We start from the raw sequence: 15138 nt of genomic DNA, 5'->3' as shown, positions 1-15138 counted from the left end.
CCCCCCAAGGAAGATTTTGATGTTGACTAAAGAGAATGTGCTGGAAATCATTCTGCGCGCTTTGCAGAACCTGAACGACGAACTGGGCGACGACGAGAAGTTCGAAGCCGGCCCGACCACGCCACTGTTCGGACCCAACGCCACGCTGGATTCGCTGGCGCTGGTGTCGGTGATCGTGGACGTCGAAGGTGATGTGTCGACCGCGCTGGGCCGCAGCATCAGCCTGACCGACGACCGCGCCATGAGCCAGGAAATCTCGCCGTTCGATGACGTGCAGACCCTGCTCAACTACATCATGATCCTGGTGAACGAGGGCTGATGATGAGCGAAGGTCTGTACGCGGGCAAGGTGGTGTTGGTGACCGGCAGCCGTCGTGGCGTCGGCAAGGCCATCGCCGAGCACTTCCTGAACAACGGCGCCGACAAGGTGATTGGCTTTGCCCGTGGCGCCGGTTCGATCGATCATCCCAACTACCACCACTTCGAGGTGGACGTGGGTGACACCGAGTCCGTCATCAAGGGCTTCGCGGCGCTGAAGCAGGTGACCGATTCGATCCAGATCGTGGTGAACAACGCCGCCGTGCTGACCTCGCAGTATTCGATGATCATGCCGCCGGCCGCCGCGCAGGCGATGGTCAACGTGAATTTGCTGGGACCCTTCATGGTGTCGCGCGAAGCGGCCAAGATGATGCGCAAGCGGAAGTGGGGCCGCATCATCAACATCGGTTCGATGGCGGCGTCGCTGGAGCCGATCGGCGATTCGATGTACGCCGCCTGCAAGGCCGGTTTGTCGACGCTGGCCAACGTCATGGCCAAGGAGTTCGCGACCATGAACGTGACCTGCAATACGCTGGGCATCAACGCGATTGAAAGCGATATGCTGGCGCAGCTCCCGCGCGACAAGATCGATGCCATCATCGCCGGCCTGCCGGTGCCGCGCATGTCGAAGGAAGACGATATTCTCAACGTGATCGACTTCTTCGCCGCCGAGCGTTCGGCGCAGATCACGGCGCAGACTGTGTTCCTGGGTGGAGTCAACTAACATGCTGGCGCCGGTCGGTCACTGGGGCGGCGGCGACGTTTGGCGAGTGACCAGCGGCGAATTCCCTTCCAATGCCTATATTTGCGGCATCGGCGATGGCCGCTGTGTGCTGATCGACGGCGGGCTCGATCCGGCCGCCATCGATGCGGCGATGCAGGAGCTGGCGCTGACGCCGACCGCCGTGTTCTGCACCCACGGCCATTTCGATCATGCCGGTTCGGCCGCGTTCTTCCAGAAGAAGCACGGCGTGCCGGTGTATCTGCATGGCGCCGACCGTAAGCTGCTGAAGGCGTCCAACTTTTTGCTGATGGCCTTCAAGCTGGCGTCGCGCATTGAGCAGCCGACCGAGGTGACGGCGGTGGCCAGTGGCGAATCCATTGATGTCGCTGGCCATGCGCTGACGTTTCATGGCGCGCCCGGTCATACGCCGGGGTCGTGCATCATTGAATTGGGCAGCGCGCTGTTCACCGGCGATACGATTTACACGCGCGGCGTGGGCCTGTCGCATCTGCCGGGTGAGCAACCCGAAATCCTGAAGCAATCCATCCTGGCGCTGTGGCCGATGTTGACGGCCGAGCGCATTGTCTATCCGGGCCATGGCGGTTGCGCCAGCGGCGCGGAAGTGCGCGCGACCAATCGCGCGCTGCTTGAATTCCTGGGCTTGTCCCATTCCACTGAAACGAAGGCTGTAGAACTATGACTATCGATAGCGGCGTCGCCATCGCCGGCGTTGGCCACCATTTGCCCGACCTGATCGAGGATAACGAGACGCTGTGCGCGAATCTGGAAGTCGGTCCGGAATGGATCATGGAGAAGACCGGCATCAAGCGCCGTTATCTGGCGCGGCCGGAGGACTCGGCGTCGGATTACGCGGCCAAGGCGGCGCAGAACGCGCTCGACATGGCGGGCATTCCGGCCGATGAGGTGGACCTGATCGTGGTGTGCACGTTCTCGGGTGATTATATTTTCCCGCCGGTGTCGGCCAAGGTGCAGATGCTGCTGAAGGCGCCGCACGCGCAGATCTTTGACGTGCAGGCCAATTGCGCCGGCTTTGTCACCGGCTTGACGGTGGCGTCGGACCGCATGCTGGTTGACCCGACTGTGCGCAATGCGCTGGTGATTGGCGTGGAGCTGAATTCGCGCTACATCAACCGCGCGGACGTGAGCTCGGCGATTTACATGAGCGATGGCGCTGGCGCGGCGGTGCTGACGCGCACCGAGAAGGGCAAGGGCATCATGGCGTCGGCCTTCCATACCGATAGCTCGAACTTTGAGGCGGTGCGTATGCGCGGCGGTGGTTCCAGCTTCGGTTCCAAGGACCGCGCCTGGGACCCTGCGGTCGATTACATGGAGATGAATGGTATCGCGACCTGGAAGCAGGCGATTACGCATCTGCCGACGGTGATCCGCAAGGCGTGCGCCAAGAGCGGTATCGATCCTAAAGAGGTGGAGTTCCTGGTGTTCCATCAGGCGAATCTGAACATGATTGAGTATGTGGTTCGCAAGATGGGTTATGGCATGGAGAAGACGTTCACCAATGTGCAGGAGATCGGCAATACCGGCGCGGCTTCTGTGGGGATCGCGCTGAGCGAGGCGGTATCCAAGGGGCTGATGAAGGATGGTCAGCTGGTGGTGCTGGCTGCCGTGGGCGCGGGCTTTAACTTTGGTGCTTCGGTGTGGCGCTGGCATATGCCGGTGCGGAAGGCGGCGTGATGTTCAAGGACTTTGATGCGATTCAGGTTGGCGAGACGCAGACGCTGACCAAGCACATTACCGAAGCCGACGTGCGCAAGTTCGTCGAGATGACGGGCGATGATAATCCGCTGCACGTGGATCGCGCTTATGCGGAGACCACGGCGTTCAAGGATATCGTGGTGCATGGCATGCTGGGCGCTTCGTTCATCTCGACGGTGATCGGGACCAAGCTGCCTGGCACGGGTGCGCTGTGGGTGTCGCAGAATATGGAGTTTCTGCTGCCGGTGCGCTTGGGCGATGTGCTGACCATCAGCGCGACGGTGGTGAAGAAGCATGAGCGCGAGCGTTTGCTGGAGCTGGATACGCGGATCGTGAATCAGAACCAGCAGTTGATCTTGACCGGTGTCGGCAAGGTGAAGGTGCTGGTGGCGGCGGAGCCGGAGGCGGCACCCGCTGTCGATGCGCGCCCGCGCGTGGCGATTGTGACCGGCGGTGCCGGCGGCATCGGCAAGGCGATTTGTCAGCGGCTGGCGGCGGATGGCTTTGATGTGGTGGTGAATTATCGCGGCCAGGCGGATCGCGCGGCGCAAATCGTTGCGGAGATCAACTCGGCCGCCAGTGCGGCGGTGGCCGGCGGCGCCGCTGCGGCTGGCGTGGGCCGTCGCGGGCGGGCGTTGGCGGTGCAGGCGGATATCGCCACCGAGGCGGGCGCGCAGGCGCTGTTTGCGGCGGCGGTGAAGGCGTTTGGCGCGGTCAGTGTGCTGGTGAATAACGCGTCGCCGCGCATCAATCCGAAGCCGTTTGGTGCGACCGGCTGGGACGATGTGCAGCAGCAGATGGACGTGCAAGTAAAAGGCGCGTTCCTGATGACCAGCGCGGTGGTGCCGGAGATGGGCGCGCGCAAATGGGGCCGCATTGTGAACATTACGTCGCAGGTGCTGGATGGTCCGCCGTCCGTTACGTGGACTGGATACGCGATGGCCAAGGGGGCGTTGCAGGTGTTCTCCAATTACATGGCCGCCGAGCTGGGGCCGCAGGGCATCACAGTGAACTGCGTGTCGCCAGGGATGTGCGAAACCACGCTGATTGGCGATATTCCGGAAAAAGCGCAGCTGATGATCGCGCGCCAGACGCCATTGCGTCGCCTGGCCAAGCCGACCGACGTTGCCGCCGCCGTAGCCTACCTCGTGTCCGACGACGCCGGCTTCATCACCGGCGACACCATCGCCGTCAACGGCGGGATGGCGATGCGATGAGCGCGACCAATCCGACGACGGCGACACCATCGGCCCCGGCCAGCGGCACCACGCCAGCGATGGCGTCGACCTCGCCGGCGGAATCCGCCGCCCCGCCGGCTGTTTCGCCACGCGACGCCGCGCTGGCGGTGCTGGCGAAGCCAGACAGCACGATGATGCAGCTGACGCAGGCCGTCAACACGCTGGAGAAGGAAGCGCAACCGCGCACGGTGAAGATCGGCGTGTCATCTTCCGCCACGGTCGACCTGCTGAACATCTACCTGCGCAAGCACGGCCTGCTGAATGGCGCGAAGATCGATCTGGTGGCCGGCAATTACGACGATCCAATCGGTGACATCGACCTGTTCACGCAAGCAGGCGTCGAGCAAATCGTGCTGCTGCCATTCTTCGACAACCTGCTGCCATCATTCGAAGCCCAGCTGGAAAGCCTGGACCCGGCCATCATCGATGCCAAGGAAGCCGAAATCCGCCAGCGCTACCGCATGGTGTTCGACAAAGCGCGCGCCGTGCCAACGATCTACCTGGGCACCTTCCACCGCATGGGCAGCGCCACCGAGGCTAGCGGGCAGGATGCTGTCACGCTGGTGCTGGCGCGCTTCAACGCCGCGCTGCGCGAGGAAGCCGCCGCGTACGCGAACATCCGTGTGCTGGACACCGAAGACATCGTGCGCACAGTCGGCCAGAACGCCGCGTTCGACGCGCGCTTTTACTTCCGCAGCAAAGCCCCGTACACCGGCGTCTACATGAACGAACTGGCGCGCCGCATCGCCGCCGCCGCGCGCGGCTTCGGCGCTCATTTCTATAAAGTGCTGGCGCTGGATTGCGACAACACCCTGTGGGGCGGCGTGATCGGCGAGGATCTGCTGAACGGCATCAAGCTCGGACCGTACGACTACCCCGGCAACATCTTCTGGCGCATGCAGCAGGAATTCGCCGCGCTGGAACGCCAGGGCATCCTGCTGGCGCTGGTCACCAAGAACAACCCGGCCGACGTCGACGAAGTGTTGAGCAAGCATCCCGACATGGTTCTAAAGGACGCGCAGATCGTCGTCAAAAAGGTCAACTGGGAAGACAAGCCATCCAACCTGCGCGCGTTGGCAAAAGAGCTCAACGTGGGCCTGGACAGCATCATCTTCCTGGACGACTCCTCGTTCGAATGCGAAGCCGTGCGCCAGCAACTGCCGATGGTGAAAACCGTGCAGGTGCCGACCACGCTGTCCGACTATCCGCGCGTGGTGGCCGAGATCAAATCGCTGTTCCTGGCCGGCGGCATCGCCGCCGACAGCAAAGGCAAAACCGAGCAATACCGCCAGCGCGCCGGCGCCGAAGAACTGAAAGCGCAATTCAGCTCGCAGGAAGAATACCTGGCATCGCTGGAACTCAAGGTCGAACTGACGCGCAACGCGCGCGCCAGCGCGGGCCGCATCAGCGAACTGTCGCAGAAGTCCAACCAGTTCAACCTCACCACGCGCCGCTACAGCGTGGCAGAGATCGAGCAGATGATGGACAGTGACACGCATGCCGTCTACTCGCTGGTGGTCAGCGACAAATTCGGCAATGCCGGCCTGACCGGCGTGGCGGTGATTCACTACGAAGGCGCCACCGCCAACGTCGAAAACTTTTTGATGAGCTGCCGCGTCATCGGCCGTGGCGTCGAAACCGGCATCTGGCCGCGCATCGTCGCCGACGCGGTGCAGCGCGGCTGCACCGAACTGCGCGCGGAATTCATCCCGAGCGCAAAGAACGCACAAGTGCAGGACTTCTACGCCCGTCTGGGCATGACCCTGCACGAAACAAACAGCGAAGGCGTGCAAAGATACGCCATCGCCGCGGCGGATTTCGCCGCTCCCCCCAATCCATGGATAGAGATGACTTATGTTGAATGAAGACGCACTGAAACAAGTAATGGCCACCATGCTGAACGTGGATGCTGCCACGATCAACGAAGACTCCAGCATGGACAATGTGCCGACCTGGGACTCGCTGCGCCATATGAACCTGGTGCTGGCGCTGGAAGAGGAATTCAAGGTGACCATTCCCGACGAAGACGCCGGTAACATCACCTCCTACAAACTGATCAAGCTGGTGCTGAACGACCTGGGAGTCTGACCATGGAATGGCTGATCGAACGATTCCAGACCGCGCCCGAGCGCATCGCCTTCATCCACGAAGGCCGTGAAGTCAGCTACGGCGGCGTGGTCGCATCGATAGATGACTTTTACCAGCGCGTGCAGAGCGCCGGCATCCAGCGTGGCGACACTGTGGTGATACTGGGCGACTATTCGCCGGAAGTGTTCTGCATGATCATGGCGCTGGGCCGCAATGGCAGCATCGTGATTCCGCTGACCCGCACCTCTGTGGTGGAAGAATCGGTGGCGCTGGCCGTCTCCGGCTGCGAATGGTATGTGGAGTTTGACGCGGCCGGCCGCGACGCCACCATCACCCATCGTGGCCTGAAGAGCGATAACGCGCTGCTGAACGAATTCCGCCAGCGCGGCACGCCCGGCATGGTGCTGTTCTCGTCCGGTTCGACCGGCAAGCCGAAAGGCATTCTGCACGACTTCAACCAGGTGGCGGAGAAGTTCCGCAAGCAGCGTAGCCCGGTTGTTGCGATACCGTTCCTGATGATCGACCATTTCGGCGGCATTAACACCATTCTGGCGATCACCTCCAGCCTGGGCACGGTGGTGACGGTGGCCGACCGTTCGGTGGCCAATATCTGCGCCGCGATCGAGAAGTACAAGGTGGAGCTGCTGCCGGCCACGCCGTCGTTCCTGACGTTGATGATGGCGTCGCATTTGCAGAACAAGTACGACCTGTCGTCGTTGAAGCGCATCACCTACGGCACCGAAGTGATGCCGCAATCGACGCTGGATCGCGTGCGCGCGCAGTTCCCTGGTGTGGATCTGCTGCAGACCTATGGCTTGTCCGAGGTAGGCGTGCTGCGTTCGCAGTCGCGCGAGGATGGTTCGCTGTGGGTGCGCGTTGGTGGCGAAGGCTTCCAGACCAAGGTGGTGGATGGCGTGTTGTGGATTAAATCGCAGTACGCGATGGTGGGTTATCTCAATGCGCCGTCCGAGTTTGATGCGGATGGCTGGTTCAACACGCAGGATCAGGTGGAGGTGGATGGCGATTACTTCCGCATCCTGGGCCGCGTGACGGATCTGATCAACGTGGCTGGGCAGAAGGTCTATCCGTCCGAAGTTGAGAGCGTGATCCTGGAGATGGATAACGTGCAGGACGTGGCGGTGTTTGGCGAGAAGCACGCGCTGCTCGGTAACATCGTGGTCGCCAAGATCGTGGTCAACACGCCGGAGACGGTGGAAAGCCTGAAGAAGCGCATTCGCCACGAATGTCTGGCGCATCTGGCGCCGTTCAAGGTGCCGGCGAAAGTAGTGCTGGCCGAAGGTCCGCTGCACAGCGCGCGCCAGAAAAAAATCCGCCGCGAGTAATCAGAACTCGATGGCCGCGCCGTCGGGCAGGTATTTGCGGTAGTGTTGCAGCGCTGTCTTGATGGCGGCGTTGCTCATTTCGTAGAGGTTATCGTCGTCGGTCTCGCCTACTTGCACGGCGCCGAGGCGTTCGTGGAACTGGATGACGGATGTATTGCCTTTGCGGACGTCGAAGTGCGAACGCTGAAAGCCGATTTGCAGCGCGAAGTCGTACACCATCAGCGCCGACTCGACGCCGAAGCCGCTCGGCGCGCCATCGCTTTTGATCCACGATCCCCAGCAGAACGAGTCACCGCGCTGGTCGTACAGCCGTACGGTGCCAACCGGCGTGCCATCCAGTTTGCAAATGATGAAGTAGATCTGCTGATCGTCCGTCGCGTAGCGCGCCAGCCAATCACGCTGCGCTTGCACGTCGGGTGCGGTGGCGGACAGGAATTCGCCTTTCTTTTCATCCGTGCGCAAGGCCAGGATGAATTCCGCGTCGGCCACGGCGGCGTCGCGGAAGACCAGCTGCCGGCCGCGCACTGCGCGCGGCTTGCGGAACTGCGGGGTACTCATTTTTAACCTGCCAGCTCCGCCAGCGCGGCTTTCACACCCGCCACCACTTCGGCCGCATCATCCAGCGTCATGGTCGGCGATACCGGCAGGCTCAGTACCTCGCGGTGGATCGCTTCCGCAATCGGGAAGTCGCCTTCCTTGTAGCCCATGTCGGCATACGCCGGCTGCAGATGCGGTGGCACCGGATAATGCACGATGGTGCCGATCTGTTTTTCCGCCAGTTTCTTGGCCAGGCGGTCGCGCTGCGCGTGACGCACCACGTACAGATGCCATACCGGTTCAGCCCACGATGGAATCACCGGCAGCGTCAGGCCGTCGATGCCGGCCAGGTGCTGTTGGTAATAGGCAGCTACCGCGCGGCGTTGTTCGTTGCCGGCGTCCAGCGTGGTGAGTTTCACCGCCAGCAGCGCGGCCTGCAGTTCGTCCAGGCGCGAGTTGTAGCCGGGGACGTCGTTGTAGTACTTGATCTTGGAGCCGTAGTTACGATAGGTGCGGATGCGTTCCGCCAGCGCGTCGTCGCTGGTGGTGACGGCACCGCCGTCGCCCAGCGCGCCGAGATTTTTACCGGGGTAGAAGCTGAAGGCCGCCGCGTCGCCCAACTGGCCAGCGACACCGCCGTGATAACGCGCGCCGTGTGCCTGCGCCGCGTCTTCAATCAGCTTCAGGCCGCGCCGTTTGGCGATCTCCTTCAGCGGCGCCATGTCGGCCGGCTGGCCATACAGGTGCACCGCGATGATGGCTTTGGTGTTGGCGGTAACAGCCGCTTCCACTTTTGCCGGATCGAGGTTGTAAGTGCCTTCCACCGGCTCCACCGGCACCGGCTTGGCGCCGCAGTGGCTGACCGCCAGCCAGGTGGCGATGAAGGTGTTGGATGGGACGATCACTTCGTCGCCGGGGCCGATGCCATAGCCTTTCAGGATCAGGAAGATCGCATCCAGGCCGTTGGCGACGCCGATGCCGTGCGCGCTGCCGCAGTATTCGGCGAAGCTGGCTTCGAAGGCGGCGGTTTCGGCGCCCAGGATGTACCAGCCGGAGTTCAGCACGCGCTTGAAGGCGGCTTCCAGTTCGGCGCCTTGCGCCAGGTTGATTGCTTTGAGGTCGAGGAAGGGAACGCTCATGATGAATCCTATGGTTTAAAACACCGTATTCAGCAGACGCAGAAGATCCGGCAGATACAGGTCCGGCACGCGCTTGACGGTGAAGCGGCGGGTGCCGATGATTTCTTCGAAGCGGTCGCCATTCAGCCAGTCGGACGACGCTACCTGGTCCAGTTTGAAGTGGTGGAACGGACGGCCGTCCGTGAACTGGTCGACCGCGCGCGCCTGATAATTCAGACAGTCGATTTCGATCTGCACGCGGCCACCGCGATAGTCCAGGTCCATGCGCACGATGTTGTCGATCGGCGCGCCGCAGCCTGCCAGCCGCGCGTTCAGGTCATGCAGGAATTGCGGGAGGTCGACCGCCGGGCCGTCCACGCTGGCGCTCTTCTGCGGACGCGCGGCCAGGAACAGCTGCGCCTCGTCGCGGTATTCTTCCGCGTCGTAGCTGCGGGCGATGGTCATCTCGGCGCCATTCGGACCGAGGCCGTAGTAATCGCCGGCCAGCATCGGTTGCACGCGCTGGCCGGTGTCCGGACGCGCGCGGCGCGCGTAGTCGGTCAATTCGACCGGCGTTTGCACCGCCAGGTTGATCTCCGAGCGCATATTGCCGTCGTCGATCAGCAGGTTGGCGCCGAACGGGACCGCCACGTCCGGATTCAGGATCTCGACGTTGTTGAGGAAGTCGTCCATGTAGTGGTTGACCAGGCGCGCGCGCTCGCGTTCCTTGTGCGCCTTGCCATGCGCATCGTCGTCGTACTCCATCAGGAACGGATACCAGTGAATGTAGGCGTACGGGATGCAGGCGACGTTGATGTGCGGATTAATCCGCGTGAACTTGCGCATCGACTCCGGCTGCAGGTAGTTGTCGTTGCCGTGGTAGACGCAGAAGCGTTCGTTGTAGACGATGGCCGAGGAATCGATACCATTGGTCTCGTGATTGACCGCGTACAGTTTCACGCCGGGGAAAATCTCGTTTTCGGTTTCCGGCGGCAGCACGGTCACTGCGCGGCCGGCCTTTTCGCGGATGTCGGCTTCGAAGCTGGGGCGCTCGCCGACGATGAAGATCTTCACGTCCGGCTTCAGCTCGCGCAGGAAGTGCAGGTCATAGTGGTCCTGATGGATGTGCGATACCACCACCGCGTCCACTTCGTACCAGCGTGGATCGATGATCTGCTGCGGGTAGAACACCCAGGCGTTGCCGTAAGGCTTGGACAGCACGATCGGGTCGAACAGGATCTTCTTGCCGCCCAAAACCGCCAGCACCGAGGCGTGGCCGAGATAGAACACGCCGTCGCCGGCGCCGAAACGTTCGTAAAAGCTGGTGAGTTGAGCGTTCTTCATGGTGCTTTATTCGGGATGATGGCGGCGCGCCGCCTGCACGAATTCGTCGTAGTCGAAATAGTAGTCGGATGGGTCGTAGTGGGTCGAGGCCAGCACCAGGCACACGCCGCCCGACGAGAAGTTCTCCACCTCGCGCCACATCATGCCCGGCACGTACAGACCGTAGTAGGACCGGTTGAGGTGGATTTTTTTGCGATTGTAGCCATCGTCGACAATGATGTCGAAGCTGCCGGACATGGCGATGAAGAACTGCTGCAGCTCCAGGTGGCCATGGCCGGCGCGCGAGGAACCGCCCGGCACGTCGTACAGGTAGTACACGCGCTTGATGTCGAACGGGACGTGCTGCCCGCCCTCGATCACCGACAGATTGCCGCGCGGGTCGTGGAACTTGGGCAGGTCGATCAGCCGGCAGTTATCAAGCGTTGACATTGCCGTCTCCCGCAGGCACCAGTCCCGCCAGCTTGGTCAGGTAGCGCTGGCGCGCTTCGCCGATCTGCGGGAAGTAGTGATTGAGGTTGGCCGTTACGCCCTCCACCTGGCCATGCATCGACAGGTATTCCTCGGTGCTGATCACGCCGGCGTCGTGCGACACGCGCAGCAGGTCGATGTAATCCGAGAAGCAGTTGCCGAAGAAGGGATTCGAGGTCGGGTTGGAGTTCGACTGCAGGCGCGGGTCCTTGCGGAAGTAGGTCAACTCCTCGTCGATGTAGAACATCGAAGCGTCCTTGCACAGGTTCAGATATGCGATCAGGTCGGCCAGGCCGGTCTGGAAATCGTGGTCGCCCATCTTGAACAGGCGGTGCAGGCCGATGTCCCACATCTTCTGGCGGCGGAACAGGATGGTGGTGAACTCGCCGATGAAATTCTCCATGCGCAGCACCGAACGGCGATGCACATCGTGGCCGCTCAGGGTGCCACTGGCTTCATACGGGCGGCGGGTTTCGATGCGTTCGTTGTCGGCGTTGATCACCTGCGAGGCCGAGAACACCATCTCGATGTCGGCGCGGGTATGAATCGCGGCCACCATGCGCTCGATGCAAAACGGGTGCAGCAGGTCGTCGTCGAACAGCGGCTTGATGTACTCGCCCTTGGCGCCGGCCAGCGCGGCATTGACGTTCTGCTCGCGGTAGACGCTGGAGCGCTGGTAGATCACGCCATTGCCGGCATAGCGCGCGCAGACGTCGCGGATTTCCTCGGTCGGGCAGTTGTCGCTGACCAGGATCTCGGTGTTGGAATAGGTCTGGCCGATGGCCGAGCGCAAACACATCTCGAAATGCTGCGGTTTGTACGACGGGATAATGATGCTGACTTTTGGATAGATCATCTAAAGGTCCGTAAATGCTGATTAAGCCGCGACCGCGGTCATGATGTACTGCCATGGCAGCGCGTCTTCCACCGCCACCACCGGATCGATGCCGCTGGCACCCGCCATCAGGCGGATCGCCGGCAGATACTTCTCGCGCGCCGGTTCGTCGATGATGCGGGCGCTGCCGCCGCTGATCTGGAAGCCCGACAGCTGCAGCATCTCCAGCATGGCGCCGCGCGTGAAGATGCGCTTGCGGTGCTTTTCCAGGCCGCTGCTGCCGTAACGCAGATCGCCGGCGTTGAGGCGCGCCTGGATGCCCCAGTGCTGGAAGTTGCGGATCGTGACCACGATCTTGCCGCCGGGGGCGATATTGGTGCGGATCTTTTGCAGCATGTCCCACGGATCGTCCATCTGTTCCAGGGTTTCGTCCATCACCCAGCAATCGGCGTTGCGCACATGGTCCCAGAAATCCGGGCCGGCATGTTCGATATCGTCGTTGAACACGAAGTCGCAATGCGGGCGCGCGGCCTGCGCCTGCGCTGGATCGGCCTCGATGCCGGTGTAGTTGACGATAGGGTTGCGCTGCTTGTAGGCCTTGGCGAAGGTGCCGTCCTTGCAGCCCACTTCCACGATCTTGCGCGCATCCAGCGGCATGAAGTGCAGCAGGTCGGCATTGACGGTGGTGGTGGCGCTAGGCAGATCGTAGTGATAGCCGCCGGTGCGGATCACGGTGCCCTGCCAGTCATGCTTGATGAAGTGGCGCTTGGGTTCCTGCGCGAAGTCCTCGTGCACCCACTGCACGATGTCGATCAGGTGATGGGCACCGGCGGCGTGGATCGCCAGCATGGCCGGGATCAGCGGCGCGCCGTGCTTGATCGGCATCGGCCACTGGCGCACCACCTCGATATTGGTCAGCATGCAGGCCGGGTGCAGGTAGCGCACCGCACCGTCCTGCGGCTGGTCGTAACCCTGCTCGTTCACGCGCTGCACATTGCCGACGCCGTACATGCCGGGGCGCAGATGCTGATGGAGCGATTCCAGGAAGCCGGCTTTCAGGATCTCGACATCGGAGTCGAGGAACAGCACCTCGCCCGACAGGCCCAGATGGTTGATCGCCCACGACAGGCCGGGACCATGATGGATGTTGTAACCGAACGGGATGAACTCGACGTTGTCGTATTGATCGGTGATGGCGCGGATATTCTCGGCCACGTCCGGATTCGAACCGTCGATCACGTACACGCGGTTGGTGTAGAACTGACGCAGGGTGCGCAGCAGCGCCTCGATCAGGTCCGGCGCGTTGTAGGACACGGTAACGATCGGGATCTGGTCGATGCGCACCGGTTCGACCGGCTGCGACGGCTCCTGCGGATGCACCGCGTGCGCCGGCGCGGCCAGGCGCGGCGCGGCCGGCTTGGCCACCTTCTGCAGCGCCGCCTCCATATTGCGCACGAAGCGCGGGCTGTCGAACAGCGCGCAAGTCATGCGGTTGGCGATCAGCTGGCGTTTCATCGCGGCGATGCGCTGCGGGTTGGCGGCCAGTTCCACCGCTTTCTCTTCGTAATCTTCGAAATTGAAGGTGATCAGCTGCGGCAGATCGACCGCGCGCAGCAGGCTGCCCGCCATGCGCGACGAGAAGGTCTGGCCGGAGCAGGTCAGCAGCGGCAGGCCGGCCCACAGCGCGTCGCTGGCGGTGGTGCCGGCGTTGAACGGGAAGGTGTCCAGGAACAGGTCGGCCAGCTGGTAGCGCGCCAGGTATTCGGCCGGCACCGCGCGGGTGTTGAACAGGATGCGCTTGCGGTCGATGCCGGCCTGCTCGGCGTGGCGCCACAGGTTCTCGCGCACTTCCGGATAATCGGCCACCAGCCACAGCACGCTGTTCGGCACGCGGCGCAGGATGTTCATCCACACCGCGAACAGGTCGGGCGTGAACTTGAAGTTGTTATTGAACGAGCAGAAGACGAAAGCGTCTTCCGGCAGGTTGACCGAGGCGCGGGTAGGCGTCGGCGCGATGGCGCGCTGGCGGTCGTTGATCTGGAAGCAGTCCGGCAGGTGCAGCGGCTTCTCGGTGAAGAAGGGCTCCATTTCGGGCGTGATCAGGAAATCGTCCGAGATCACGTAATCGACGCCGGGTAGGCCGGTGCTGCCGGGGAAGCCGAGATAGGTCAGCTGCACCGGCGCCGGGCGGTAGGCCAGGATCTGCGGGCGCGCGCCCAGGGTCAGGCCGTGCAGGTCGACCAGGATGTCGATTTCGTGGGCACGGATGGTGCGCGCGGCCTGCTCGTCGTTCATCTTGTCGATGCGGATGTAGTGGTCCATGGCCTTGACCACGCGGGCGCGGATCGGCGAACCGTCCTCGCGGCTCCAGCTGAAGGCGTAGACCTCGAACTTGCTGCGGTCGTGCAGCTCATACAGCTCGGCGGTCAGGATCGACACCGCGTGCGAGCAGAAGTCCGACGACAGATAGCCGATGCGCAGGCGCTGGTGGCCGTAGCCATGCTGGCCGGTCAGCGGCGCCACGGCGGCGTTGATTTTCTCGGAGACGAAGCGGCGCGCGGCGGCCAGCTGCTGGGCCGGATCGGCGGAGGCGCTGAGCATGGCCAGCGCCGAGGTGCCTTCCATCATGGTGGCGACCGAGATGTGTTCCAGGCCGCTGTAGATCGGCCATTCGCACTGCTTCTGGCGCAGGTGGACCCAGTGCGTCATCACATTGGCCTGTTGCGGATCGACGCGCAGGCTGTTGGCCAGCATCGCTTCGGCTTCCGGGTAGCGCTTCTGGATTTCCAGCAGGCGGCCCAGATTGTTCAGGGTCTGGATGTAGAGCTGGTGGTTGGACTTGACATCCGGTTCGATCGGGTCGGACAGGATGGCCTTCCAGGTCGCCAGCGCCAGGTCCGCGCGGCCGGTGCGTTCCAGCAGCGTGCCGAGATTCAGACGGGCTTCGACGAAATGCGGATTTTGCGCGATCGCCTTGCGCAGCACCGCTTCGGCGCCAGTATCGTCGCCGGCGGAGGACAGCACCACCGCCAGGTTGAAGCAGGCCGCATACACCAGCGGCGACGGCGTGTGATCGATCCAGGCGCGATACAGGGCGATGGCGGCGGGAAGCTGGCCGCTTTCCTGCAGGACGGCGGCGGCGCCGAACAGATCGGCGATCGCCAACTGGCCCCTGGCGGCCATCGCCATGATGGAGCCCAGTGGGCTGTTATCGGTGGGGGCGGGTGCTGCAGGTGCTTGTGGGGTCATAGCAGAGCATAAAGTTGAATCAGTCCGAGCCCTATCATACCTTTTTGTAGCAGGACGAGGGGCAACTTTTGGCTCTGGAGCAAGACCCAAATCCGGGGTCAATCCTCCCAATCACACACGAGCTGAACCGTGTAGCGGTTCAG

General features: G+C 62.7%; 14 protein-coding genes. 8 read left to right on the top strand and 6 right to left on the bottom strand.

Annotation, left to right across the window (positions count from 1 at the left end):
* Positions 1-19 precede the first annotated feature (19 nt).
* From GJ699_RS30865 to GJ699_RS30830, 8 genes are read left to right on the top strand one after another with little or no spacing between them, the layout of a single operon-like run.
* Complete coding sequence (locus GJ699_RS30865; protein ID WP_154383261.1) at positions 20-319, top strand: hypothetical protein; 300 nt, start codon at positions 20-22, stop codon at positions 317-319.
* Positions 319-1041, top strand: coding sequence for an SDR family NAD(P)-dependent oxidoreductase (locus GJ699_RS30860; protein WP_229262380.1), 723 nt, complete (start codon positions 319-321; stop codon positions 1039-1041). Before GJ699_RS30865 ends, GJ699_RS30860 begins: the two co-directional genes overlap by 1 nt.
* A 1-nt stretch (position 1042) precedes the next feature.
* Positions 1043-1741: an MBL fold metallo-hydrolase gene (locus tag GJ699_RS30855; RefSeq protein WP_154383260.1), complete on the top strand. Its 699-nt coding sequence runs from the start codon at positions 1043-1045 to the stop codon at positions 1739-1741.
* Positions 1738-2754: a 3-oxoacyl-ACP synthase III family protein gene (locus tag GJ699_RS30850; RefSeq protein ID WP_154383259.1), complete on the top strand. Its 1017-nt coding sequence runs from the start codon at positions 1738-1740 to the stop codon at positions 2752-2754. Before GJ699_RS30855 ends, GJ699_RS30850 begins: the two co-directional genes overlap by 4 nt.
* Entirely contained in the window at positions 2718-3992 is a 1275-nt protein-coding gene (locus GJ699_RS30845; RefSeq protein ID WP_371867721.1) for an SDR family oxidoreductase, read from the top strand. The genes GJ699_RS30850 and GJ699_RS30845 overlap by 37 nt, the downstream gene beginning before the upstream one ends.
* Positions 3989-5878: an HAD-IIIC family phosphatase gene (locus tag GJ699_RS30840; protein WP_229262379.1), complete on the top strand. Its 1890-nt coding sequence runs from the start codon at positions 3989-3991 to the stop codon at positions 5876-5878. The genes GJ699_RS30845 and GJ699_RS30840 overlap by 4 nt, the downstream gene beginning before the upstream one ends.
* Positions 5868-6101 (top strand): acyl carrier protein, encoded by a 234-nt coding sequence (locus GJ699_RS30835; protein WP_154383258.1) that lies wholly within the window; start codon positions 5868-5870, stop codon positions 6099-6101. Before GJ699_RS30840 ends, GJ699_RS30835 begins: the two co-directional genes overlap by 11 nt.
* Positions 6102-6103: 2 nt before the next feature.
* Positions 6104-7444: a class I adenylate-forming enzyme family protein gene (locus tag GJ699_RS30830; RefSeq protein ID WP_195763687.1), complete on the top strand. Its 1341-nt coding sequence runs from the start codon at positions 6104-6106 to the stop codon at positions 7442-7444.
* Here the strand turns inward: GJ699_RS30830 and GJ699_RS30825 are convergent, their stop codons facing one another.
* From GJ699_RS30825 to GJ699_RS30800, 6 genes are read right to left on the bottom strand one after another with little or no spacing between them, the layout of a single operon-like run.
* Positions 7445-8002, bottom strand: a complete 558-nt coding sequence (locus GJ699_RS30825) for a GNAT family N-acetyltransferase (protein WP_154383256.1) — start codon at positions 8000-8002, stop codon at positions 7445-7447. It lies immediately after the preceding gene.
* A gap of 2 nt (positions 8003-8004) precedes the next feature.
* Positions 8005-9120 carry a DegT/DnrJ/EryC1/StrS family aminotransferase gene (locus GJ699_RS30820; protein ID WP_154383255.1) on the bottom strand — a complete coding sequence of 372 codons (1116 nt, stop codon included), beginning with the start codon at positions 9118-9120 and terminating at the stop codon, positions 8005-8007.
* Positions 9121-9135: 15 nt separating this feature from the next.
* On the bottom strand, positions 9136-10443 hold the full coding sequence (locus GJ699_RS30815; RefSeq protein WP_154383254.1) for an MBL fold metallo-hydrolase: 1308 nt from the start codon (positions 10441-10443) through the stop codon (positions 9136-9138).
* 6 nt (positions 10444-10449) lie between these two features.
* Positions 10450-10872, bottom strand: coding sequence for a sugar 3,4-ketoisomerase (locus GJ699_RS30810; protein ID WP_154383253.1), 423 nt, complete (start codon positions 10870-10872; stop codon positions 10450-10452).
* A complete protein-coding gene (locus GJ699_RS30805) occupies positions 10859-11767 on the bottom strand; it encodes a glycosyltransferase family 2 protein (protein WP_154383252.1) in 909 nt (302 codons plus the stop codon). Before GJ699_RS30805 ends, GJ699_RS30810 begins: the two co-directional genes overlap by 14 nt.
* A gap of 21 nt (positions 11768-11788) precedes the next feature.
* A complete protein-coding gene (locus GJ699_RS30800) occupies positions 11789-14995 on the bottom strand; it encodes an O-linked N-acetylglucosamine transferase family protein (protein WP_154383251.1) in 3207 nt (1068 codons plus the stop codon).
* Between the last annotated feature and the right edge of the window lie 143 nt (positions 14996-15138).

This window comes from Duganella guangzhouensis, from assembly GCF_009674535.1.
GTDB lineage: Bacteria > Pseudomonadota > Gammaproteobacteria > Burkholderiales > Burkholderiaceae_D > Rugamonas > Rugamonas guangzhouensis.
This window is presented reverse-complemented; position numbering and strand designations above follow the sequence as displayed.

Bases quoted from the DNA above. Each gene is read 5' to 3' on its own strand.
- GJ699_RS30865 (WP_154383261.1), top strand. From the start codon at position 20: ATGTTGACTAAAGAGAATGTGCTGGAAATCATTCTGCGCGCTTTGCAG.
- GJ699_RS30860 (WP_229262380.1), top strand. From the start codon at position 319: ATGATGAGCGAAGGTCTGTACGCGGGCAAGGTGGTGTTGGTGACCGGC.
- GJ699_RS30855 (WP_154383260.1), top strand. From the start codon at position 1,043: ATGCTGGCGCCGGTCGGTCACTGGGGCGGCGGCGACGTTTGGCGAGTG.
- GJ699_RS30850 (WP_154383259.1), top strand. From the start codon at position 1,738: ATGACTATCGATAGCGGCGTCGCCATCGCCGGCGTTGGCCACCATTTG.
- GJ699_RS30840 (WP_229262379.1), top strand. From the start codon at position 3,989: ATGAGCGCGACCAATCCGACGACGGCGACACCATCGGCCCCGGCCAGC.
- GJ699_RS30835 (WP_154383258.1), top strand. From the start codon at position 5,868: ATGTTGAATGAAGACGCACTGAAACAAGTAATGGCCACCATGCTGAAC.
- GJ699_RS30830 (WP_195763687.1), top strand. From the start codon at position 6,104: ATGGAATGGCTGATCGAACGATTCCAGACCGCGCCCGAGCGCATCGCC.
- GJ699_RS30825 (WP_154383256.1), bottom strand. From the start codon at position 8,002: ATGAGTACCCCGCAGTTCCGCAAGCCGCGCGCAGTGCGCGGCCGGCAG.
- GJ699_RS30820 (WP_154383255.1), bottom strand. From the start codon at position 9,120: ATGAGCGTTCCCTTCCTCGACCTCAAAGCAATCAACCTGGCGCAAGGC.
- GJ699_RS30815 (WP_154383254.1), bottom strand. From the start codon at position 10,443: ATGAAGAACGCTCAACTCACCAGCTTTTACGAACGTTTCGGCGCCGGC.
- GJ699_RS30810 (WP_154383253.1), bottom strand. From the start codon at position 10,872: ATGTCAACGCTTGATAACTGCCGGCTGATCGACCTGCCCAAGTTCCAC.
- GJ699_RS30805 (WP_154383252.1), bottom strand. From the start codon at position 11,767: ATGATCTATCCAAAAGTCAGCATCATTATCCCGTCGTACAAACCGCAG.
- GJ699_RS30800 (WP_154383251.1), bottom strand. From the start codon at position 14,995: ATGACCCCACAAGCACCTGCAGCACCCGCCCCCACCGATAACAGCCCA.